Consider the following 22,110-nt stretch of genomic DNA (forward strand, 5'->3'; position numbering starts at 1 on the left):
TATTGGTATTCGTTGAGACAAGCGAGCCCGGCCGTTCTCGGGCCGGGAGTTCCAAACATTCCAACGCGGCGGGAGTTTACGCAGCTGCCGCCGCTGGCCGCAAGAGCGATTTGATCTCCGCGAGCATCGTCTCGGACGATCCTTCGGGATCGGACAGCAAGAAGTAGGCACTCACGGTGTCGGCGACGCGGAGATCGCCGCCGGCGCGTTCCACCAGTCGCCGCAGCTTCGCTCGGTTGCCATACGCTAGCACCACGTACCGGCCATCGCGGTGCAGCGAGTGGATACCCCAGCCGTGCGCCCAGATGCGCAGGCGGCTGCGCTCCAGCAAGCTCTCGACCACCTCGGGCAGGGGGCCGAAACGATCGGATAGCTCGCCGGCGAACTCATCCACCTGGGCGATGGTCGTCAGCCGGGCCAGCCGCCGGTACAGGTCGATCTTGGTCCGGGCGTCGGCCACGTACTGCGGTGGCAGGTACGCCGAGCCGGGCAGGTCGATGTTCACGTCGATCGAATCCGGCGGCGGCAGATTCTTGAATTGCCGCACGGCTTTCTCCAGCATCGCGCAGTACATCTCGTACCCCACCGTGGCGATGTGCCCGCTCTGCTGAGTGCCCAACAGGTTGCCAGCACCGCGGATCTCGAGGTCTCGCATCGACAGGGCGAAGCCGGCGCCCATTTGGCTGAACTCCTCGATGGCCCGCAGTCGCCGGGCGGCCTCGGGCGAGAGGTGACGGTTTTCGTCGACCAGCAGATAGCAGTACGCGCGATGCTTGTACCGCCCCACCCTGCCCCGCAGTTGGTGCAGGTCGGCCAGGCCATAGCGGTCGGCGTCGTCGATGAACATCGTATTGGCGTTGGGGATGTCGAGGCCGCTCTCGATGATCGTGGTCGCCAGCAAGATGTCACACTCGTGGTTCACAAACTTCACCATCACGTCCTCCAGTTCGCCCTCGCGCATCTGCCCATGGCCGATCAAGATGCGGGCCTCGGGCACGATCTGCTGCAGCCGCTCAGCGACGTTCTTGATGTCGTGCACGCGGTTATGCACAAAGTAGGCCTGGCCGCCGCGGTTCAGCTCCCGCAAGAGCGCGCTGCGGACCAGTTCGTCGTTAAAGCGAGTGACGCGGGTTTCGACCGCCACACGATCGGCCGGCGGCGTTTCGAGGTTCGAGATCGCCCGCACGCCAAGCAGCGACAGGTGCAGCGTGCGAGGAATCGGCGTGGCGGTCATGGTCAGCACGTCGACCACGGTTCGCATCGCCTTCAAGCGTTCCTTGATGGCCACGCCGAAACGTTGTTCTTCGTCGATGATCAATAGCCCCAGGTTGGCAAACGCCACGTCGCCCGACGCCAAGCGGTGGGTGCCGATCAGGATGTCGACCTTGCCCTCTTTGGTTCGCTCGAGGATCATCTTCTGCTCGCCGGCGGTACAGAACCGCGACACCGCGGCGATTTCGTAGGGGAACTCCGACATCCGTTCGGCGAACGTTCGGCGGTGCTGTTCGGCCAGCACCGTGGTCGGCACCAGGACGGCCACCTGGTAACCCGCGTCGACCGCCTTGAATGCCGCGCGGATCGCCATTTCGGTCTTACCGAAACCGACGTCGCCACACAGCAGGCGGTCCATCGGCCGGGTGATTTGCATGTCGGCCTTAATGTCGGCGATGGCTGTCAGTTGGTCCGGCGTTTCCTGGTAGGGGAACGCGGCGTCGAACTCCTTCTGCCACGGCGTGTCCTCGGGGAAGCGAATTCCAGGGCGGGCGTCGCGTTTGGCAGCCAGCTCGATCATCTCGGCGGCCAGGTCGTGCACGGCCTTTTCGGCCGCCTTTTTCTGCCGCACCCATGCCTTGCCGCCGATCTTCGCCAGTGGCGGCTTGAGCTTCTTGCCGCCAACGTACTTCTGCACTAGTTCGATACGGAAGCTCGGCACGTAAATCCGTGTGCCGCCGTCGTACTCGATCTCCAGGTGCTCTTCGGCGCGGCCTTCCTTCTCCAGCAGCTTCATACCGCGATAGCGACCAATACCATGGGCCACGTGCACCACCAGGTCGCCCTGCTTCAGCTCCAAAAAGCTATCGATCGCCCGGCCCTGGTAGCTCCGCGAGGTGCGGGCGACGCTCGCATGGCGGTGGAACAGTTCGGCGCTGGAGAGCAGCAGCGTCTTGCGCGGCACAATACGAAAGCCTTCGTGCAGCCGGCCGATCACGAACTCCAGCCGATGTTCCTTCACCAGCGCCGACCCGGCAAACAACTCCTTGAGTCGTTCGATCTCGGCCGGCGTCTCGCACACCAGCATTACCCGCTCGTCGCCGGCTACGCTTTCGAGTTCCGCGCGGACCTTCTGCAAGTCGCCGCTGAACCGCTCGACCGACTCGAAGCCCAAGTGACAGGTGGTCTCGTAACTGCCGGCCGGAATGCCCGCGGCGGTGACCGACGGGAACTTGAAGATTTCGGCCAACGTGGTCTTGGTGCTGTGCAGCCGGTCGGGGGCATCTTGCCGCTCGTGGAAGTACCGCCCTTCCTCGTCGATATCGCTTGGCTCGACCAGCAGGAACCAGCTCCCCTCGGGCAGGTAGCTAGTAAAGTGCGAGCGGACCGGCGACTGCGGGTCGAGCATGGTGATGGCCACGCTGTCGCGTTTGGCCAGGCTCCGCTGCGTGGCAACGTCGAACTCGCGGATCGAGTCGACTTCGTCGCCAAACAGCTCCAGCCGCACCGGGGCCTCGGCCTCGGGTGGGTAGAGATCGACGATGCCGCCGCGGATGGCGAACTCGCCCGGTAGCTCGACGGCCGACGTACCATGGCAGCCGCGGGTGGTAAGCCACTCTCTGAGTTCCTCGACGTCCAGCGTTTGGCCCGTCTTCAGCACGCGGGTCGATTCACGCAGCACGTCGCGGCTGGCCACTGGCTGCATCAACGCCTGGATCGAACTGACGATGATGCGGATGTCGGAGGGCCGCTCGGCCAGTTGCTTGATGGTCCGGAGCCGCTCGCACTCGATTTCATCGATCACCACGCTGCGCGAGGGCGAGGCCTCCGACGGGCGGAAGCAGGTGACCGGCGTGGTGGTGAACAGGGCCAGGTCGTCGGCCAACGTGTCGATCATCGCCTGTCGGGGAGTGACCACCACCAGCGTGGCCGGACATTGCCGGGTGAGCGATGCCGCGGCTAGCGCGCACGACGACCCCCAGACTCCGCCCAGGGTGCCACTATGGCCCGCCGTGAGGCTGGCCTGCACTGCAGCGAAGCCGTCGAGTCGTTCAAGCTCGGCGGTCAGCTCGGCGAGCGGCCCGGCATCGGGACCCGCCCGCTCGGCGACCACAGGGGTATCGTCCATGGTCACGGGACATTGTAGCGCCGGAAGGCGAAACCAGCCAGCCGAGAATCAGCAGGTATTGGCCGTACGCTTACTCGTCGGCGTCGAACAGAAAGCGGTCGACGCAGGCCAGCCCGCCCAGTGCTAGCGCAAAGCCCACCGCCGCGCCGGCCGACTTGGCCGCGTCCCGCAGCAGGTACCAGTCGGCCTCGTCGGCCTGCAGGGTCCCGCACCACCGGCAGAAATAGTAAATCGCCATGCCAATCGACACCCAGGTCACCACCAGGGCGATCCAGGCCGCCGTTTCCACCGTGCGTTCAAAAAGCCAAGCCACGGCACACGCCCCTCGAGCAATGATGAAGATAAGCAAGTCGCCACGGACTTCCCGCCACGGGCCTTATCCTAGCTGCGGACGGGCGATCTGTAAACAAAACCCACCAAGCGAGGCTTAGCACTCGATCACGTTCACTTCGATCGCCAGGCCACCGCGGGCCGTCTCTTTGTACTTGGCCGACATGTCCGCACCGGTGCGCCGCATCGTGGCGATCACCTTGTCGAGCGACACCTTGTGTTCGCCGTCGCCGGCCAGGGCCATACGCGAAGAATTGATGGCTGTGACCGCCGCCACGGCGTTGCGTTCGATGCACGGCACCTGCACCAGGCCGCCGATGGGGTCGCAAGTAAGCCCCAGGTGATGCTCCATGGCGATCTCGGCCGCTTGCAGCACTTGCTCCACGGTGCCGCCCAGCACCTCGGTCAGTGCGCCGGCCGCCATCGAAGCGGCGACACCCACTTCGCCCTGGCAGCCGACCTCCGCGCCGGAGATTGACGCGTTCTCCTTGTAGAGCAGCGCGATCGCGCCAGCCACCGACAGGAATCGCACGACGGTATCTTCGCTTGCGCCGTAGCAAAATCGCATGTGATAGTGCAGCACGGCCGGGATGATGCCCGCCGCCCCATTGGTGGGGGCCGTCACCACGCGTCCCCCCGCAGCGTTCTCCTCATTCACCGCAAGGGCGAACAGGTCGACCCAATCCAAGGTGGCCAAGGGGTCGGGCGACTGTCCGCGCTCTTTGAGCTTCTGGCACAAAGCCGGTGCGCGGCGACGAACCTGCAACCCGCCGGGTAGGATGCCCTCGGCCTGACAGCCCTTCTTTACGCAGTCCTGCATCACCTGCCACCGCTTGAGCACTTCGGCGCGAAACTCCTCTTCGTTCCGCGACACCCGTTCGTTGGCCTGCACCACTTCGCTGATCGACGTACCCGTCTCCTTGGTGCGGGCCAGCAGTTCCGCACCGGTGCGGAACGGGTATGGGCGGCTGTCCGGCGGAACCTTACCCGAGGCCTCGACCTCCTGGGCGGCCTGAATGTCGGCCGCCGTGAGCACGAATCCCCCGCCTACCGAGTAGACGACATCTTCTGCCAACTGCTCGCCCTCGGCATCGATGGCCACCAGCCGCAATTGATTGGGGTGCACCTTGCACTTGGTCTTGCGATCGAATTTCAGATCCTTCTGCGGGCGGAAATCAATGGCGTGGGTGCCCGCCAGGGTCAACCGTTTGTCGGTTTCGATCTGAGCGATGCGGGCGTCAATCGTGTCGACGTCCACGCCATCGGGCGTCTCGCCCAACAAGCCCAGCAGCACCGCCTTGTCGGTGCCGTGCCCCTTGCCAGTGAGCGCGAGCGATCCGTACAGGGTGACTTCGAGACGAGCAACCCGTTCGAGCAACTCTCGCTCGACCAGCCGGTCGACAAACGTCTTCGCAGCCCGCATCGGGCCCACGCTGTGCGAGCTGGAAGGACCGATACCAATGGTGAAGAAGTCGAGAATGCTAATCATGGCAGGCAGGACCCAAGGGCGGCGGGGGTCGAAGTTCCGCAGGCCCCCACGGGCGACACCGGCAGGGACTCGGGGAGACTCGACCCCAGGTCCCCAGCTATCAGTCGGCAGGGCCGCGGGGGAGCGGGAAACTGTCAGTAGAATCACTCGGCCGCCTGAAGCCAACCATCTACGGCAAAAAACAGACCACCAATGCGCAAAGTCACCAGCCCTGCCCGAGGTGCCTGCATGCGGCGCGACAAGCATCGACCAACCGGCCGCCTGGGAGAGGGAGCACCAACGCCCGGCTATTGCTCTAGCGCCTGGGCGGCCCGCAGGGTGTTCACGAGCAGCATGGCGATGGTCATCGGTCCCACGCCACCCGGTACGGGGGTGATGTGGCTCGCGACTTTCGAGGCTGATTCGAACTCCACATCGCCCACCAGGCCCGCATCGGTGCGGTTCACGCCAACGTCGATCACGACCGCGCCGGGCTTGATCATGTCGCCGGTGATGAACTCCGGCTTGCCGATGGCGGCGATCAGGATATCGGCCTGCCGTGTGATGCCGGGAAGGTCATTGGTGCGGCTGTGGCACACCGTCACGGTGGCGTCCGCGCCGCGGGCCGAGAGCAACTGGGCCAGCGGCTTGCCCACGATGTCGCTCCGCCCCACCACCACGGCGTGCTGGCCCGCGGTGTCGATGCCGGTTCGCTTCAAAAGCTGCATCACGCCATGCGGCGTGCAGGGCAAAAACCGCGGCTTGCCTTGCACCAGCCGGCCGACGTTCGTGGGGTGAAACGCGTCGACGTCCTTGGCCGGCGAGACCGCTAGCAGGATCTGATCGGCGTCGAGCCCCGCGGGCAGCGGCAACTGCACCAGGATGCCATGCACCTCGTTGTCCTTGTTCAGCTTGGCCACCAGATCCAATAGCTCGTCTTGGGTGGTATCGGCCGGCAGGCGGTGCAACTGGCTGTCGATGCCCACGTGCTCGCACGCCCGGCGTTTGTTGCGAACGTACACTTCGCTGGCCGGGTCGTCGCCCACCAGCACCGCGGCCAGGCAGGGCACGACGCTATTGTTCTGAATGAACTCCACCACATCAACGGCCAGTTCGTCACGAATCTGCTTGGCAATTGCCTTGCCGTCGATGATTTGAGCCGTATCGGACATGCTGGATCGCTGCGGGGAGAGAGGGGAAAGCGAAACCGCTGAGTATAGCGGCGCGCTCGCTTCCTTGGCAGCCAGGGGGTGGACCGCGAAGGGCAAGCCAGTGGTCGATTTACGAGCAAACTCGCCGCTGGCTTGCCATTCGCGATAGTTCGAGAGTCCTTACCACCACCGCAGCGACTACTCCTCCACGTCCCGCCGCCGCCGCGACCAACCACCGCCAAATAACGCGGAGACCACTCGCCCAATGGTCGCCACCAATAGCACCACGAACAGTGCAACGACCGGAACCAGTGGGAATGCCGCTAGCAGGGGCTCGATCCGCCAAGCAGTCAACTCCATCGCAATCACGAACGTCAGCAACAAGAGAGCAGCGATAGAATAGCGTGGCATGATCGTCGACCCGCCTATTTCGAAGTACGCGTGGCGGGCCGATCCTGCTCGACGCGGCTACCGCGTAGCGACTTGCCAACCTCGCCCAGGATGCCGATGAGCCCCTCCCAGGGCGGCCAGCACAAACAACACCACGCCTGTCAGCAGCACCATGTTGGCGATCTGCTCGTCAGGCCCACTGGTAATCGCCATAAGGTAAGCCATCACGGCGGTTAGCAACAGCAAACTCCAAAGCCTAAAGCGTCGCACTCGTTACTCCCCCTCTTTATCGCCGCGGCCCAGGAGCTTCACCCCCTGAGCAATGGGATAGTAGAACCCGGCGATTACACCAATCGCCAGCACCGGCAACAGCGCGATCCCCCCGAGCACCCCGATCACCACCCACACCCAAGCCGGTGCATAGTTGAGCAGCGCCACCCCGACCCACAACAGCGCCGAGAGTTCGAGCAACCGGGTGATGGTGAAGCGTTTCATAGCGGGGCGATTAGGGGAAGTTGCACCTTTAGTATAACGGCTTGGTGGTGGTCAAGGAAATCAACCACAGAGGTCACGAATTCCGAGCAGCTCGCGTCGCTGAACTGGCGCAGTAGTGTCTGCAGAGTAGCCTGAAAGTAAAGCATTCGAGTATACTCTTGGCGGACGAGTTAGTCGCAACAAGTAGCGACTTTATTAACACCGCAGTCCCATTACTAAAGTCAGTCTTCGCACTTGTCTATCATGAATAATATCACCGAAGCAAACGTAAGCCGTGAGAGCAGATGGCTGGTTGTCCCACTAGAGGGAGCAATTTTTCCACCGAGATGTGTGAAGACGAATGATGCAGTAGATACAGCCGACTACCTTTTCGAGGCCGATCTTCTGCGAGGACAAATCCAAGTTGACGAATCCACAGGAGAGCAGGCCGCCAGATTGTTACTGGGAAGATCGGGGCGGGCAGTCATGGAATTCGTTAATCGCAGACGACTGAAGTATCGTATTGGACTATCGCCAGCCTACCAGGCTATCGCCCGCAAGAGATGGAGACTGGGAATCGCAATGGTGATTGTTGGCCCAATTTTGGCGTTCGCACTTAGTTTCGCCGGCGCATTTCTAACAGGAGACTTTGACAACCCTCTTGCGCCTCTGCCACTTGGAGGCTTGGTCATTGGTATTCTTGTTATGATAGCCGGGATAGTGCTTTTCGGTATGGCAGGCATGTCATTGCTACGTGTAATTCGATCGGACGGCGTGTTTGTTTGGCTCGAAGGTGCCAACCCCGATTTTCTGGATTCGCTTCCGGAGTCACCTGTGAGATGGAAGTGAGGTCAGTTGAGCACCAATTGCCTTACCCATTGGGGGATCTACGGGTCGCATGCCACCGCCAAACTCTCCGTGTTCGCCGTGAACTCCGTGGTGAATCCCCGTTTTCTCCACACCGCACAGCCCCCTGCTTTCGCCGCGGCGGTTCGTTAGCATAGAGGGCCCCCAACGATCCCAGCGGAGCACCGACGCGATGGCACTTAGTCCCATGATGCAGCAGTACCACCAGGCCAAGGAGACGGCCGGCGATGCGCTATTGCTGTTCCGCATGGGCGACTTCTATGAGCTGTTTTACGACGACGCCAAGACGGCCGCCCGCGTGCTGGGGCTGTCGCTCACCAGTCGCGACAAGGGCGAAAACCCCGTGGCGATGGCCGGCTTTCCTCATCATCAGCTCGACCAGTACCTGGCGAAGATCATCTCCGCCGGCTACCGCGCGGCGATCTGCGAGCAGATGGAGGACCCCAAGCAGGCCAAGGGCATCGTCAAGCGCGACATCACCCGCGTGGTGAGTCGTGGCACAGTGACCGACGACTCGCTGCTCGATCCTTCGCAGAGCAACTACCTGGCGGCGCTGGTCCTGGACAAAGACGCCGCGCGGGTGGGGCTGGCGTGGGTCGACCTGTCGACTGGCGTGTTTATGGCCGCGCAATTGGCCGCCAACGAAACGGCCGACCAGCTGGCCCGTATCGCCCCGACCGAACTGGTGGTGAGCGACGACCAACGCGAAGAGCTACCGCGGATCTGGACCAGCGAGCGGCTGGTGACCACGCGGCCGCCGTGGGCGTTTGGGCAGAAGCAAGCGATGGAGCTCTTGGCCAAGCACTTCGGTACCAACACACTCGAAGGCTTTGGCTTCGACGAGGAGAACGCGGGCGATCGCCAAGCTATGGCCGCCGCCGGGGCGATCCTCGAGTACCTGACCGAAACGCAGAAGACCGACCTGTCGCATATCTCCACGCTGGTGCCTCTGCGCGAAGGCCAGTCGCTGGAGATCGATGCGGCCACCTGGCGAAGTCTCGAGATCACGCAAACCTTACGCGACGGTCGCCGCGAGGGAACGCTCTTGGACGTGCTCGATCGCACTACCACGCCGATGGGCGCGCGGCGGCTCGGTGAGTGGCTTGCGCATCCCCTGGTCGACACCGCGGCGATCAACGCCCGGCTCGACGCGGTGGCCGAACTGGTGGCCGAGACCAAACTCACCGCTGCCATTCGCGAAGCGCTTAAGAACATCTACGACCTGCAGCGGCTGATCGCCCGCGTGACGACCGGCCGCGCGGGGCCGCGCGATCTGTCGTGTGTTGGTCGGACGCTGGCAGCGCTGCCGGCGCTGAAGGCGAAGCTCACGGGCCGCAGTAGCTCGCTACTGGCCGAGATTGAGTCGCGGGTCGATCTCTGTCCTGAGCTGCGGAGCAAGCTCGAAGGGATGCTGGCCGACGACTGCCCGCTGGTCGCGCGGGATGGCGGGTTCATTCGCGTGGGGGCGCACGAGAAGCTCGACGAATTGCGCGAGCTGATGAGTGGCGGCAAGCAGTGGATGGCCAATTACCAGGCGGCCGAGATTGAGCGTTCCGGCATCCCCAGCATGAAGGTCGGCTTCAACAAGGTGTTCGGCTACTACCTGGAGGTGACGCACGCCCACCGCGACAAGGTGCCCGAGGAGTACATCCGCAAACAGACACTCAAGAACGCCGAACGGTACATCACACCGGAGCTGAAGGAATACGAAGAAAAGGTATTGAGCGCCGAAGAGCGGGTGCTGGCGCTGGAGCTTGAACTGTTTGCCGAACTTCGCGAACTCACGGCCCAGGCTGGACCGCGGCTGTTATCCACCGCGGCGGCGCTGGCGGACCTCGATGCCCTGGCAAGTCTGGCCGAGGTGGCCCGGGCGCGGGACTACGTCCGTCCCGAAATCGCCGAGGAGCCGGTGCTCGAAATCGAAGCGGGCCGCCACCCCGTGGTCGAAGCCACCGAGCCCGCCGGCACGTTCGTCCCGAACGACACGCGTTGCGCAGGAAATGGAGTAGGGAACGAGGATCGAGAGGCGAGGGGCGCGCAACACCAGGACTCGTCCCTCGTCCCTAACCCCTCGATCCTCCTCATTACCGGCCCTAACATGGCGGGCAAAAGTACGTACATTCGCCAGACGGCGCTGCTCGTGCTGATGGCGCAGGTCGGCAGCTTCGTGCCGGCCCGCCGTGCTCGCATCGGCGTGGCCGATCGGCTGTTTGCCCGCGTGGGCGCGAGCGACGAACTGGCCCGCGGGCAGAGTACCTTCATGGTCGAGATGACCGAGGCCGCTCGCATCCTGAACACCGCCACGCATCGCAGCGTGGTGGTGCTCGACGAGATCGGCCGCGGCACCAGCACTTACGACGGGCTGTCACTCGCCTGGAGCATCGTCGAGTACCTGCACGAGTCGATCGGCAGCCGCACGCTGTTCGCCACGCACTATCACGAGCTCACCGAACTGGCCGACCAGCTGGTAGGCGTGGCCAACCTGAACGTAATGGTCCGCGAACACTTCGGTAAGATCGTGTTCCTGCACCAGATTGTGCCGGGCTCGGCCGATCGCAGTTACGGTATCCACGTCGCCCAGCTGGCCGGCGTGCCGAAGGCCGTCAGTTCGCGGGCTGAAGAGATCCTGGCCGAGCTCGAGGCGGCGCATCGCGTGGACGAGGCACACGCCGAGCTGCCCGAGCCGCACACGAAGAAGAAAGCCTCGAAGAACGGCTCGCTGCAACTGACGCTGTTCGAAACGGCCGAGCATCCCCTGGTGAGCGAACTCCGCGAGCTGGACCTCAATTCGATGACACCGCTCGAGGCGATGGCCGTGATCGATCGGATGAAGAAGGGGCTGTAACCGCTCGCGGCTTAGCTCGCAGCGTAATACGGCGGCGCTGAGTGTCGTTGGTTTCTAGCCACGGATGAGCACGGATGAAACACGGGCTGAAGTGAGTCAGCCTAAAGCATCAGAACAGTCCCGAAGGGACGAAATTCGGTAGCCCAGGGCAAACGCGGACGAGTCACACGAGTCCAAGTGCCGCCCTGGGTAGAGGGAACAAGCAGCCAGCGGTCGAGGAGCAACTGCTCTATTCGGCGGAGCATGACCGAGACCGCAATTGCCCGAGTTATGCCACAAAAAGGCACAAAGAACCACGAAAAGGACTCGTGGTGATCGCTGCGGTGCTTCGCGCAACTTAGCGCTGTAGTACTAGATGACCGAAGAATCTGGTTTGCCAAACGAGGTTACGTTGCCCCTTTGGGAGCCTGCCCGACCGAACTCCCCAAGTGCAGCATGCCCATGGAGTGGTAACGTAGATTTCTCAGTCGCTTACACTCCTTCGAAATGGCACGGATTCTAGCCCAAGTCACTCCACGCCGAATCGCTTGGCAAAGGCGTACTTCTCTTCCAGGCCGACGATGTCGGTGAACTCGGTGAACGATACCTGCTCCGCCGCCGTGCCGCGCTCGTCGCCCGTGGTGGCGAGCTCTCCAAACACCTTGCGAATCGCGCTGGTAGCAGCGAACAAGCCACCCACCGGGTGTACGATCAGCTGAAACCCCAGTTCGGTCAGTTCCTCTTTTGTCTTTAGCGGCGTGCGGCCGCCGACGATCATGTTGGCCACGTTCGGCCCCGGCGAGCGGCGACCGATTTCGGCCAATAGCTCCACGGAAGTCGGCGCCTCGACGAAACTGGCGTCCGAACCTGCTGTGCGGGCGGCCTCTACGCGAGCGATCGCCTCGTCGATGCCGTGGACGGCCAGCGCATCAGTCCGAGCAATGAGAAAGAAGTCGTGCCCGCGGCGGGCTTCGTCCGCGGCGCGGATCTTCTCGATGTACTCACCGCGCTCGACGACCCGCTTGCCGCGCATGTGCCCACACTTCTTCGGCCATACCTGGTCTTCGAGCAGGCACCCCACCGCGCCGGCTTCGATCAGCTCGCGGACCGTGCGATAGACGTTCAGCGGATTGCCATAGCCGGTGTCGGCATCGACCACGATGGGAATGTCGACCGCGCGGCAGATACGTCGCGCGGCGTCGGTGATCTCGGTCTGGGTGAGCAGTCCAAAGTCGGGCTCGCCCAACATCGTGGCGGCCACGCTGAAACCCGAAACGAAGGCCAGCTCGAACCCGGCTTCTTGCGCCAGCTTGGCCGAGAGCGCGTCGTAGATACCAGGGAAGACGACGGTTCCAGACTGCTCGAGAATCTGGTGGATGCGCGTGCTCATAAGGCTGCTCCGAAAGACGAGCGCCTCGGCGCTTCGCCCTGCTTGGGGGGCGCGAGTCGAGCTACTCGGCCGCCTTCTTCACCAGCGCGGCGACCGCTTGCTTCATCTCGCGGCGGGTCGAGAGGGAGTACTCGATGTCGAGCCAGACAACCTGCCCCTTGCTGTTGAGCACGTAGATCCTGGGAAGACGATCGGTGCCAAGTTTGTCGAACGCTTCGCCTGACTCGTCGATTAACACGGGGCCGGTGTATTTGGCGCCGGTGCTCTCGGCGATAGCTTCGGCAGCGGGGGTGCCCGTGGCGATGGCCAGCGTGGCAACCTGGGGCTTCTCGCCCGGCTTCGCCTGATAGCGTTTGGCGATGTCATAGCTCAAGTCGCGGAGCATCGACTTGGCCATGGCGCCATCGGAGTGCCAAACGGCCACCACCGTGGCGGCGGTGCCGAATTGATCGGACAAGGGCTTCGGCTGGCCTCCCTCCTGGTCGGCCTGCGGCAATGTAAGCTGCGGAAACTCTTGCCCCACGCCCACCTTCACCATCTTTTGATGCTGGTCAGACAGCAGCACCTCAGGCACCTTCGGCCCCTTGCTGGGCTTCTCGTCCTGCGCCACGGCCAGGCAGCAACACCCGCAACATACGAGCAGCAAAGCGAGAACGGAGCGGGTCACGGTGGGGTACCTCCATGTGGGTGGCGTACAACGTTTAGGCAACGGGTATTGTCGCCCCGGCCGCCCGGGAAAGTCAATCCGGGAAACCAGCACAAGCGGGGCACAATACAGCAAGCTCGAACTGATGTACGGACGTTCCGCACCAGTGGTTCGCTCCGGCAATAGCAGCCTGTTTTCGTCGGAGTCGGCCGACCGGTGGCAACCTCTGCCTAACCGCCAAAGTACAACGAGCACGACCCATTGGGTCGTGCTCGTTGCATCACGGTATTTCGATCCGGCGACGCCGAATTACTTCGCCGGCTTCTCGGAGGATTTCTTGGCTGGCTTCTCGTCGGGCTTGTCGGCCAGGGCCTCTTCGACGGCCGAGACCAGCTTCTTCGACTTCGGCCCGGTCATCGAGCGGTAGTGGGCGATCACTTTGCCATCGCGGCCAATGAGGAACTTCTCGAAGTTCCATTTGATGTCGCTGCCAATGTTTGGCAGTTTCTCTTTGTCAGTCAGGTACTTGTACAGCGGCGCCTGATCTTCTTTGCCGCGTTTGACGTTTACCTTTTCGAGCATGTCGAACTCGACGCCGTACTTAGTTTCGCAGAACGTGGCGATCTCCTCGGCGGTGCCGGGCTCCTGGCCACCAAACTGATTGCACGGCACTCCCACGATGGCCAGGCCTTGGTCACCATACTTCTCGTGCAGTTCTTCCAGGCCGGCGTACTGACCGGTGAAGCCGCACTTGCTGGCAACGTTCACCAACAGCACGACCTTGCCCTCGTACTTCTCGGCCAGGTGCACTTTTTCGCCGTCGAGCGTCTTCATGGTGAAGTCGAGCGCGGCAGGCCACTCTTTGTCCTGTGACTTATCGGTTTCGGCAGCAGTTGCCATGGTCTGGGTGCTCCAAATGAAAGTGAGCGCAAGGGCGAGCGACAAAAGCATTCGCATGGATCGGTTCCTTGAGGAAAGGCGGGGGAGGCAGGGGGAATCGGCGCTGAAGAAAGTATAGACGATCGGCTCGGCCCGACCACCGAAAACTTGGCCCAAACTACCGCACCACGTCGCCACACCAGGTTTAACGGACAACAGCGGCCCGAGCCTCGCGGACCAGACGTTCGGCCTCCGCCGGCGTGTCGGCCACGGCCGTCAAGTGCCCCATCTTGCGGCCTTCGCGGGCGGTGTGCTTTCCGTAGAGGTGCAGCTCGACACCCGGGAACTGCTGCACGGCCTCCCAGTTCGGTTCGCCGGTGGCCCACAAGTCGCCCAACAAGTTGGCCATCGCCGCTGGTCGCGGGGCGGTCATCTCCGCCACCGGCAATCCGGCCACGGTGCGGGCTTGCTGAGCAAACTGGCTGGTCGAGCAGGCTTCGATGGTGAGGTGGCCTGAATTGTGCGGCCGGGGAGCAATCTCGTTGACCATCACTTCGCCCGCGGGCGTTTCGAAGAATTCCACGCAGGCCAGGCCCACCAGGTCGATCTCCACGGCCACTTGCCGCGCCGCGTCGATGGCGGCCCGCGCCGCTCGCTCGGGCGACTTGGCCGGGTAGACGCTCACGTCCAGGATGTGATTGGCGTGCGCGTTCTCCATCGGACCGAACGTGGCCATGTTGCCATCGGTGTCGCGGGCGACCAGCACCGAGATCTCTCGTTCGAACTCGATGAACTGTTCCAAGACGCACTTGTGCCGGCCCAGGTAGCTCCACGCCTTTTCGGTCTCGGCCGCCTGTTGGATGATGGTCTGGCCTTTGCCGTCGTAGCCGAACTTAGTGGTCTTGAGCACCGCCGGCGTGCCGAGTTCCTCCACGGCGGCATTGAGTTCGTCGGCCGAACGCACATTGCGAAACGGCGTGGTCGCAATGCCAGCCAGCGTCAGGAAACCCTTCTCGCGACTGCGATCCTGCACCGTGTAGAGCGCCTCGCCGGCCGGCCGCACCGGCACAAAATGGGCCGCCGCCTCGGCCGCCGCCACGGGCACGTTCTCGAACTCGAGCGTGGCCGCATCGATCGCTTGGGCGAACTTCGCAATCGCCTGAAAGTCGTGATAGTCGGCCACCGTGTGCTCGTCGGCCACCTGCGAGGCGGGGCAGTCCGACTCGGGGCAATAAACGTGCACGCGGTATCCCAACTCTTGGGCCGCGGTGGCAAACATCTGACCAAGTTGGCCACCGCCAAAAACGCCGAGCGTGGAGTTGGGAGGGAGGGACATGCGTGGGGGAGGCTGGGGGTTGGGGCTGGGAACTCGTTACCTTATCGCTCCGGCAACTCGCGGGTCAGTTTCCGCTCGCCGCGGAGCACTTCGCCCGCCTGGCCGGTGAGCCACAAGTAGTGATCGGCGGGCAGGCCTTCGTAAGTCAGGCACTCGAGCCCCACCGGTGGGCTACCCGAGCACTTGAAGATGGCGGTGCCTTCGTCGATCTCGTCGAACATGGCAACGTAAAGCATCTGGCCGCCGGCGTCCACGGCCCCATGCACCAGGCTCCAGTAGAACTTCCCTCCTTCGCGCGGAATCCCGCCCAGCGGCGCCGGCTTCTTGAACTCGTGCCGGCTGAGGTTGTGCCAGCTGAAGCCCGGATACACCAGCGGCACGTAATCCACCCCACGCTCGCTGCACCAGGCCAGGTCGCCCGTAACCTGCTCGCGGTAGCGTCGCATTTCGCCCTCGGCGGTGGAATTGAATCGCCCCACCATCCATGGCAGTACGATGTCGGCCCGCTCGATCAGCTCATGCAGGTAGGCGTCGCTCGTGGTGTCGCGGTCGAGCGTGCGGAAGTAGGTCGGCACGCCCAGCATCACCGCACAGCCGCCGTACTCGGGGTCGTGCTGCAAGAAGTCGAGCAGCTTCTCCAGGCCAATCTGGCGAATGTCGTACGGCCGATCGGGGAAGCCAACGCCCCAGATGGTCACCAGCGGCTGGCCTCGATGGTACAGGTAGGGTTGATCGTCGCCCCGCGAGGTGACGCGCAGTTCGTCGACCAGTTCCTTCCAATCCTGGATGATGCTCGCGCAGTCGCCCCCCGGCTCCAGGCCCGACAGGTCGTACATCACGGCCACCGCCCGGCCATGCTTGTCGGCGGCCTCCAAGGCGTGGCCCAGGATCACCCGCCCCTGAGCGCGCGACTCGGGCGTGCGGGTGACGCCAAAGAATCGCTGCATGAACGCTCCGTCGATGCCGTACTCTTTCATCCAGCGAAAGTGCGTGTCGACGGTGCTCTGGTCCCAACTGCTGAACACCCGAGCGGGCGTACCGTCCGCCATCTTAAACGGTGTCGGGTACGTCTTGGCGTACTCGCTCGTCTCGGGCCAGTAGTCGATCGTTACGTGCTGCGGATCGAACTTGCCGTCCCAACCGTAATGCACCCAACCCCGCTGCGAGCCATCGCCGTCGGCGCGAAACCAACCCTGATAGCCACACATCACGCGGCCGCGATACGAGGGATGCCGGGAAGTGGCCGAGTGCTTGGTTGCGCCACACGCCAGTGGCGCGGCAACGAGCAGCAGCAGACAAACGGCGTGACGGAGTGCAGGGGTGGAACGCATGGCGGTTTCGCTTTTGTCTCGAGCGGGTATCAGCTTCCCGAAGCATGTCGCAGGAAGCGACAATGATTGCCGAGACGGTCCCAATTTCGATGAACCGCCTTTCGGGAGCACACACGTACTATAGCGTCGTGCCACGGAGCGGGCCAAACAGCACCTCCATTGAAGAACATCAAACGAAGACACGCAGGTACGCAATGTCATCGGACCACGGGCGGCCGCCACGATGGATGGCCTGGCAGTGAACCTCAGCCCTGGCGACCGAGATGCCGAGCCACGGTCCGGATGAAGACGTCCTTGTTCAGGGGCTTGGTCACAAAATCAACGCAACCCGCTTGCAAACAGCGATCGCGATCCCCTTTCATGGCGTTCGCCGTAAGGGCCACGATCGGCCGATCAAACCCGCTGCTTCGCAGATGCCGGGTTGCTTCGTAGCCATCCATGTTAGGCATTTGCATGTCCATCACCACCAGATCGAACGGCCTGCCGGCTCGTTGTTGGGCCGCCACTTCGGCAATGGCGTCGGCACCGTCGTTGGCCGTCGCGATCTCGGCCCCTGCCTCGGATAAAAACCGGTCGGCGAGAAAGAGGATGTCACGTCGATCGTCCACAACCAATATGTGCCCTTCGAGACGAATGTCGTCGTTTGCAGTCGGTGGATCTGACGACTCGCGATCGAGCGGAGAGACCGTGACGAGTTCGCCGTGGCCATCGGCGTTGACGGTCAGCGTAAAGACACTTCCCTCACCGGGCTTGCTGCGGACGGCAATGTCGCCCCGCAAGGCATTAGCCAGCCGTCGGCAAATGGTCAGTCCCAAACCGGTCCCTCCCACCGAACGCGTGGCCGAGGCTTCGGCCTGTGTGAAGGGTTCGAACAGGGTTTGGATATCCTGTTCGGCGACGCCAATGCCCGAGTCGATCACGTCGAACTGCACGCGCGGCGGGGTGTCGATATACCGCACGGTTAACTGGACATATCCGGTGTCGGTAAACTTGATGGCGTTGCTCAGCAGATTCAACAAGATCTGCCGGAGCCGCACGGGGTCGATATCTAACGTCGCCGGCACCCGTCCCTCATACTCTACCAGTAGAGGCAGCTTCTTTTGTTGGGCGCGAATCTGCATGAGCGACAGCACGTCGTGGACGAGTTCGGCCGTGGCGACACGTTCCGACTCGATGGACATCCGGCCGGCGTCAATCTTCGACAAGTCGAGGATGTCGTTAATCACCTCGAGCAAAAAATGCCCATTCCTTCGAATCGTATCCACGCACTGGATGTTGTCCGGCTCCTGCAAATGCTCACCGAGAATGTCCGCGTACCCTAGTATGGCAGTCATCGGCGTGCGAATCTCGTGACTCATGTTCGCCAGAAATTCGCCCCGCGACCTGGTAGCGGCTTCCGCTTGCTCACGGGCGAACTGCAGTGAGTGTTCAAACTCTTTCTTCTTGGTGATGTCGACATTCATGGCGACCCACTTGGTGACATGGCCGCCCGTGCTGCGGAGCGGCGCCGCGCGGAGATGAGTCCATGAACTGGTTCCATCGTGTCGGTCGAGGCGAAACTCGCACTCGAACGATGCTTCCCGGCCGATGGCTGCCTGCCACTGCGCTTCCACCAACTGGCGGTCGTCCGGATGCACTGCTTGCAGCCAGCCCATGCCGAGTGAGTCTCCTGGAGCTTGCCCTGTGTATTCGAGCCAGGAACTCGACTCCTCGACAACGTTACCGTGGGCGTCGGCATCCCAGGTAGCCTGGGCCGTGCTTTCGACGAGCACACGAAAGCGCTGCTCGCTCTCGCGGAGCTTCCGCTCCACTTCCCCCAGGCGGAGGAGCATGATTTGCTTGGCACCGACAACCGCGTCGACTTCCTGATTGCGCAGGGCCTCAAAGGTGGCTTCGGCTTCTGCCAAGCGTTGCTGCAGATCGGTTGAGTCCATGGTGGAATCAGTCTTCGCTTCTTCGGAGCCGCAACGCAGTGATGACAGTTTCCGTGTCCTTCAGTGTTCCCACTATCATCACCCGCGGAAGCGGATCGATCATTAATAAAGTAGGAGTTACCAGGACCCGATGCTCCAACGCGAATTCATATTCCTCCAGCACATCCACGTACTGCACTTGCACCTGACAGTCGTACGCGCTCGCCAGCAAATTTTCCAGGTTCCGTCGGGCCGCTATGGAATTCGGCTCGCCCTCGGCCAGAAACAGAATTAGCTGCCGGGTTTCCGTTGTCTCGTTCGATGTTGGCATCGGATTCTCGACGCTCATGGTCCTGCCTCCTGTTGAGCAGAACCACGGGACTCAGTCTCTGCAATTTCGATGCCATGGTCGGTGATCTGGAACTGATGGTAGGCATGTGAGTGCCTGCACCCCCTGGATTTGATGATCAGCAGTCGCCGTCGGTGCTCGTCTGCCGGCCAGTCTTGTTCCAAAACGATCAACGCGTCGACCAGCGAAGAAATGCCCACCCCGCTGATCGAGTTACTCGCGCTCTCGGGCGTGGTTTGATTCAAGTAAATGCAGGTAGTGCCCGTCGACCGGCAGTGGGTTAGCAGTCGCACCAGGAAATCGAAAGCCGCTTCCTCCGATCCCATGCGATTGCAGGCACTGATAGAGTCGACCACCAAGTGGTCCGGAGCGAATTGATCGATGGCTTGAAACAGGTACCAAAGATGCTCTTCCACGCCCGCTGATTCGGGCATGGTGGCGATGACCTTCAGCTGCCCCGCGTCCACGGCCGACTGCAGGTCGAGCCCCACGCTTTTCATGCTGGAAGTCAGACTATCGACGCTCTCTTCGAAATCGACATACAGCACTCGCTCCGATCGCTTGCAAGCTGCGAGCGCAAACTGGCTGGCGATGGTCGTCTTGCCCGCACCCGTCGATCCGCCCACCAGCACGCACGAGCTTCGCAGGTAGCCACCCTCGAGCAGGGAATCCAACTTCGCAATACCGGTGGGCACCTTGCCTTTAATCCGCCGCCCCAATTGCGAACGCGTAATTGGCATCAGAGCGATACCACCGGTGGTAATCACGCACGGAAACTCGTTGCTCAAGAATCCCGATCCACGGTACTTGATCACTCGCAGTCGGCGAGTAGCAATTTGTCCCGCGACGCGATTGTCCAGATGCATGACGCAATCGGCCAGATACTCCAGGCGATCGTTGGAAGCCTGTTCTTCGTGGCCTGACTTGAGTGTCAGCAGGGCAGTTTGGGATTGCTCCCACAACCAATAGTGAAGCGCAAAGAGTTGCTCTTCCCGCTGGGCGTACGATCTGAAAAGTCGCAGCAACACGTCGGCCGCGTCGACGGCGATTCGTTTGGCAGCCAGTTTCTCCACATGCCCGTCGAGAATTGCTAGCAAACCGCCGATGTCGAAACTGCCACTTTCGACAAACCTCACGGGCATGTCGGGTTGTATGATCGTCAACAGGCCCTGCTGCTCGAGCGGCTCGAGATCCCAGCCCAGGGCCCATGCATTCTGCCGGAGAATATCGGCCCGCTCTTCGAAGGTGACGAAGATCCCCGGTTCTCCCTCCAGGGCGCCGCGATAGATGAACTCCAAAGCGAGAATGGTCTTTCCCGCTCCAGGCCCTCCACGCACCAGCGAAGTACGGCCCTTCGGCAACCCGCCTAGCAATATGTCATCGAGCCCCGCGATCCCCGTAGCGACCTTCGGTGGGTATCCAGCATGTGGATGTGGTGACTGATCAGCTGGCGGAGAGGCCATGAAGTCGAGGTGGTGTTGAGATCGCTGGGAAGACATGGAGTTACAGCCGGCAAACGCGCACGTTTCCCGTCGACCCCAGTTCCCGCACCAGATCGGGGTGTGAGCAAATTGTGGTGCTTTTGGCCGCTAATTGCAAGTAACGGGCAGGAATTGCCGTGTCACCAGAGCCGGCGGGCCTTTCGCCCGGAAATTCACGTCGCCAAAGTACCGGTCCACTCCGGCGGAACAGGCTTCTAGCAGCCCCTCCCCGAGTCGCCCTGGCAGAAGTCACCATGGCGGCAAACACTACGGCCACGTGCAAGCAACCTAACGTACGACACCCGATCGGTCGGGGCCACTCGCGTGGGATGGCCAATGACCGATCACCTGCAAATCGTTCAGACGCAGCCGAGTTGCGGCGGGTGAGTACCAGCCAAGCAAACAGCGCGGCGAAGTGCGAAGGTGGTACCTATGGCTATACTGACCACAGGGTTGATGAGGACGGGCCCCATTGTACCACGGCGCCGCGGCCCGCAGCGAAATGCCCGCGCCATGCAGTACCCTACCCGAGGCCCACGATGCCCGAACGATTCAAACACCTGGGCTTGGCGTTCGTCCTGCTGCTGGGCACGCTACTGTGGATCTGGATCCTAGCTCGCTCGTTGCGACAGGGATGGGTCCGCTTCAAAGGCGACGTTTACTACCTACTACCGCGACCAGACGCCGGTGAAATTCTGGGCGCTCATGGCGATGGCCGTCCTCTGGATCGCAGGTCTAGCCTGCTGCACGATCTGGCAGCTGGTCCAGTTCTTCGACAGTTGAAGGGCGCTGCCCCGCCATGCGCCAGTCCGCTTCCTGCTGGGGCAATCGACGCCCAAGCCTGCCCTTTCGCCCTCGATTCCGGCTCCGATGCTGCAGCGTTGTTGCTATACTCAAGTTCTAATCGAGTAGCTTGCGTGGAAAGAGTTTTCTACGAGCCGGCGCATCCAAGGAGGAGCTGAGTGCCCTCCCATTGTGTGTGTTTTTCGCCCTGTTGCGCGCCGGTGGATTTTACTTTTCAATATCCACCTGAGCGAGAGTCGGCCCCACGGATGCCGAATAGCCGCCTTGCTTACTCATCTCATTACCAACCAGGAGTCGGATCATGCCACGAAAGCATTGGTTGATTCTCAGTACGCTGCTTTGCCTTTTGCCGCTTGGACACGTGACTTGGGGCGATGAGTCCACCGCAGAGAATTGGACGATCCGACCCAATGGTCTGCGGCTCGTGGCGGAGCTCCCCGATGAGCCTGGTTTCCCGCGGCCGTTCAATTGGAGCACGGGCACGACGATCGTCATGCAGTGCTCGCCTGCCGAGGGATACATCCTGGGCCAAGACATGCGCCAGTCGTCCATCGAGAGCTTTGTCGATAACTTGGGCAACGACCTGCGGGCCCCGAACGCGCAGAGCCTGGCACGCAAGACGAAGATTCGCAACGGCGGTTACTCGCGAGATCGCAAGCATGCGCTGATCGAGATATTCGGCGGCAAAGTGCCCGACGCCAAGGCGACGAGTATCCACCTACGCGGAAGCTTCGCGCTAGTCGTGGCGGGCGGTAAGAAGACGCATACCGTAAAGAACGTGCGACTCGAAGTGAGAGAGGCATTCGCCGTTGGAGACCACACCGTGACGATCACAGATATCCGCCAGCCCAGCGCGAATCGTCCAGCGGTTCTCGTGAGTACCGAAGCGAATCAACATATTGGCAACATCCGGTTTCTGGGTGCCGACCAGCAAGACCTCGCCGCCCGACGCGTCTCCTGGCATCTGGTTACGAGCGCGAAGCTCGGCAACGAAAACGACACGGACTGGCGTTTTGCCGAGAAGCCACCTGAGACCGTTGACCTGGAAGTTGACGAGTGGTTGGACGTCGCCACGGTGTTGGTGCCGATCGATGTCCGTGTAACGGTGGGGCTACCGCCGGTTACTGAGGAGTAAGT

At 62.3% G+C, this 22,110-nt stretch carries 18 protein-coding genes; 3 read left to right on the top strand and 15 right to left on the bottom strand.

Annotation, left to right across the window (positions count from 1 at the left end; all coding sequences use genetic code 11):
• Nucleotides 1–76: 76 nt before the first annotated feature.
• The 7 genes from mfd to NG895_RS03375 form a co-directional block, all read right to left on the bottom strand.
• The gene (gene mfd / locus NG895_RS03345; protein ID WP_252851036.1) at nt 77–3,340 is read right to left on the bottom strand and encodes a transcription-repair coupling factor; all 3,264 of its coding nucleotides are present in this window, start codon (nt 3,338–3,340) and stop codon (nt 77–79) included.
• A gap of 70 nt (nt 3,341–3,410) precedes the next feature.
• Entirely contained in the window at nt 3,411–3,653 is a 243-nt protein-coding gene (locus NG895_RS03350; RefSeq protein ID WP_252851037.1) for a hypothetical protein, read from the bottom strand.
• A 114-nt stretch (nt 3,654–3,767) separates the two neighbouring features.
• The gene (locus NG895_RS03355; RefSeq protein WP_252851038.1) at nt 3,768–5,159 is read right to left on the bottom strand and encodes an L-serine ammonia-lyase; all 1,392 of its coding nucleotides are present in this window, start codon (nt 5,157–5,159) and stop codon (nt 3,768–3,770) included.
• A 287-nt stretch (nt 5,160–5,446) separates the two neighbouring features.
• The gene (gene folD / locus NG895_RS03360; protein WP_252851039.1) at nt 5,447–6,310 is read right to left on the bottom strand and encodes a bifunctional methylenetetrahydrofolate dehydrogenase/methenyltetrahydrofolate cyclohydrolase FolD; all 864 of its coding nucleotides are present in this window, start codon (nt 6,308–6,310) and stop codon (nt 5,447–5,449) included.
• A gap of 177 nt (nt 6,311–6,487) precedes the next feature.
• Nucleotides 6,488–6,700: a hypothetical protein gene (locus tag NG895_RS03365; protein WP_252851040.1), complete on the bottom strand. Its 213-nt coding sequence runs from the start codon at nt 6,698–6,700 to the stop codon at nt 6,488–6,490.
• Between the two features lie 57 nt (nt 6,701–6,757).
• Nucleotides 6,758–6,949, bottom strand: coding sequence for a hypothetical protein (locus tag NG895_RS03370; RefSeq protein WP_252851041.1), 192 nt, complete (start codon nt 6,947–6,949; stop codon nt 6,758–6,760).
• A gap of 3 nt (nt 6,950–6,952) precedes the next feature.
• A complete protein-coding gene (locus NG895_RS03375; protein ID WP_252851042.1) occupies nt 6,953–7,174 on the bottom strand; it encodes a hypothetical protein in 222 nt (73 codons plus the stop codon).
• A gap of 243 nt (nt 7,175–7,417) precedes the next feature.
• On the opposite strand from NG895_RS03375, the gene NG895_RS03380 reads away from it, so the two are divergent.
• The gene (locus NG895_RS03380) at nt 7,418–8,002 is read left to right on the top strand and encodes a hypothetical protein (RefSeq protein ID WP_252851043.1); all 585 of its coding nucleotides are present in this window, start codon (nt 7,418–7,420) and stop codon (nt 8,000–8,002) included.
• Nucleotides 8,003–8,192: 190 nt separating this feature from the next.
• On the top strand, nt 8,193–10,865 hold the full coding sequence (gene mutS, locus NG895_RS03385; protein ID WP_252851044.1) for a DNA mismatch repair protein MutS: 2,673 nt from the start codon (nt 8,193–8,195) through the stop codon (nt 10,863–10,865).
• 508 nt (nt 10,866–11,373) lie between these two features.
• On the opposite strand, the gene NG895_RS03390 is transcribed toward mutS, so the two are convergent.
• The 8 genes from NG895_RS03390 to kaiC all read right to left on the bottom strand — a co-directional run bounded on the left by NG895_RS03390 (nt 11,374) and on the right by kaiC (nt 20,187).
• Complete coding sequence (locus NG895_RS03390; protein WP_252851045.1) at nt 11,374–12,234, bottom strand: isocitrate lyase/PEP mutase family protein; 861 nt, start codon at nt 12,232–12,234, stop codon at nt 11,374–11,376.
• 61 nt (nt 12,235–12,295) lie between these two features.
• On the bottom strand, nt 12,296–12,901 hold the full coding sequence (locus NG895_RS03395) for a redoxin family protein (protein ID WP_252851046.1): 606 nt from the start codon (nt 12,899–12,901) through the stop codon (nt 12,296–12,298).
• A 288-nt stretch (nt 12,902–13,189) separates the two neighbouring features.
• Entirely contained in the window at nt 13,190–13,837 is a 648-nt protein-coding gene (locus NG895_RS03400; RefSeq protein WP_279675885.1) for a glutathione peroxidase, read from the bottom strand.
• 127 nt (nt 13,838–13,964) lie between these two features.
• Nucleotides 13,965–15,095: a 5-(carboxyamino)imidazole ribonucleotide synthase gene (locus tag NG895_RS03405; RefSeq protein ID WP_252851047.1), complete on the bottom strand. Its 1,131-nt coding sequence runs from the start codon at nt 15,093–15,095 to the stop codon at nt 13,965–13,967.
• A 41-nt stretch (nt 15,096–15,136) separates the two neighbouring features.
• Entirely contained in the window at nt 15,137–16,426 is a 1,290-nt protein-coding gene (locus tag NG895_RS03410) for a glycoside hydrolase family 99 protein (RefSeq protein ID WP_252851048.1), read from the bottom strand.
• Between the two features lie 245 nt (nt 16,427–16,671).
• On the bottom strand, nt 16,672–18,360 hold the full coding sequence (locus NG895_RS03415) for a PAS domain-containing sensor histidine kinase (protein ID WP_252851049.1): 1,689 nt from the start codon (nt 18,358–18,360) through the stop codon (nt 16,672–16,674).
• A gap of 7 nt (nt 18,361–18,367) precedes the next feature.
• Nucleotides 18,368–18,688: a circadian clock KaiB family protein gene (locus NG895_RS03420; RefSeq protein WP_252851050.1), complete on the bottom strand. Its 321-nt coding sequence runs from the start codon at nt 18,686–18,688 to the stop codon at nt 18,368–18,370.
• Nucleotides 18,685–20,187 carry a circadian clock protein KaiC gene (kaiC, locus tag NG895_RS03425; protein ID WP_252851051.1) on the bottom strand — a complete coding sequence of 501 codons (1,503 nt, stop codon included), beginning with the start codon at nt 20,185–20,187 and terminating at the stop codon, nt 18,685–18,687. Before kaiC ends, NG895_RS03420 begins: the two co-directional genes overlap by 4 nt.
• Nucleotides 20,188–21,274: 1,087 nt before the next feature.
• On the opposite strand from kaiC, the gene NG895_RS03430 reads away from it, so the two are divergent.
• The gene (locus NG895_RS03430; protein ID WP_252851052.1) at nt 21,275–22,108 is read left to right on the top strand and encodes a hypothetical protein; all 834 of its coding nucleotides are present in this window, start codon (nt 21,275–21,277) and stop codon (nt 22,106–22,108) included.
• Nucleotides 22,109–22,110 lie beyond the last annotated feature (2 nt).

Source organism: Aeoliella straminimaris, assembly GCF_024054565.1.
Classification (GTDB): domain Bacteria; phylum Planctomycetota; class Planctomycetia; order Pirellulales; family Lacipirellulaceae; genus Aeoliella; species Aeoliella straminimaris.

Excerpts from the sequence above, each read along its gene's own strand:
- NG895_RS03380 (WP_252851043.1), top strand. The coding sequence starts at position 7,418 with ATGAATAATATCACCGAAGCAAACGTAAGCCGTGAGAGCAGATGGCTG.
- NG895_RS03415 (WP_252851049.1), bottom strand. The coding sequence starts at position 18,360 with ATGGACTCAACCGATCTGCAGCAACGCTTGGCAGAAGCCGAAGCCACC.
- folD (WP_252851039.1), bottom strand. The coding sequence starts at position 6,310 with ATGTCCGATACGGCTCAAATCATCGACGGCAAGGCAATTGCCAAGCAG.
- NG895_RS03430 (WP_252851052.1), top strand. The coding sequence starts at position 21,275 with ATGCCACGAAAGCATTGGTTGATTCTCAGTACGCTGCTTTGCCTTTTG.
- mfd (WP_252851036.1), bottom strand. The coding sequence starts at position 3,340 with ATGGACGATACCCCTGTGGTCGCCGAGCGGGCGGGTCCCGATGCCGGG.
- NG895_RS03390 (WP_252851045.1), bottom strand. The coding sequence starts at position 12,234 with ATGAGCACGCGCATCCACCAGATTCTCGAGCAGTCTGGAACCGTCGTC.
- NG895_RS03355 (WP_252851038.1), bottom strand. The coding sequence starts at position 5,159 with ATGATTAGCATTCTCGACTTCTTCACCATTGGTATCGGTCCTTCCAGC.
- NG895_RS03400 (WP_279675885.1), bottom strand. The coding sequence starts at position 13,837 with ATGCGAATGCTTTTGTCGCTCGCCCTTGCGCTCACTTTCATTTGGAGC.
- NG895_RS03405 (WP_252851047.1), bottom strand. The coding sequence starts at position 15,095 with ATGTCCCTCCCTCCCAACTCCACGCTCGGCGTTTTTGGCGGTGGCCAA.
- NG895_RS03375 (WP_252851042.1), bottom strand. The coding sequence starts at position 7,174 with ATGAAACGCTTCACCATCACCCGGTTGCTCGAACTCTCGGCGCTGTTG.
- kaiC (WP_252851051.1), bottom strand. The coding sequence starts at position 20,187 with ATGTCTTCCCAGCGATCTCAACACCACCTCGACTTCATGGCCTCTCCG.
- NG895_RS03410 (WP_252851048.1), bottom strand. The coding sequence starts at position 16,426 with ATGCGTTCCACCCCTGCACTCCGTCACGCCGTTTGTCTGCTGCTGCTC.
- NG895_RS03420 (WP_252851050.1), bottom strand. The coding sequence starts at position 18,688 with ATGAGCGTCGAGAATCCGATGCCAACATCGAACGAGACAACGGAAACC.
- mutS (WP_252851044.1), top strand. The coding sequence starts at position 8,193 with ATGGCACTTAGTCCCATGATGCAGCAGTACCACCAGGCCAAGGAGACG.
- NG895_RS03365 (WP_252851040.1), bottom strand. The coding sequence starts at position 6,700 with ATGCCACGCTATTCTATCGCTGCTCTCTTGTTGCTGACGTTCGTGATT.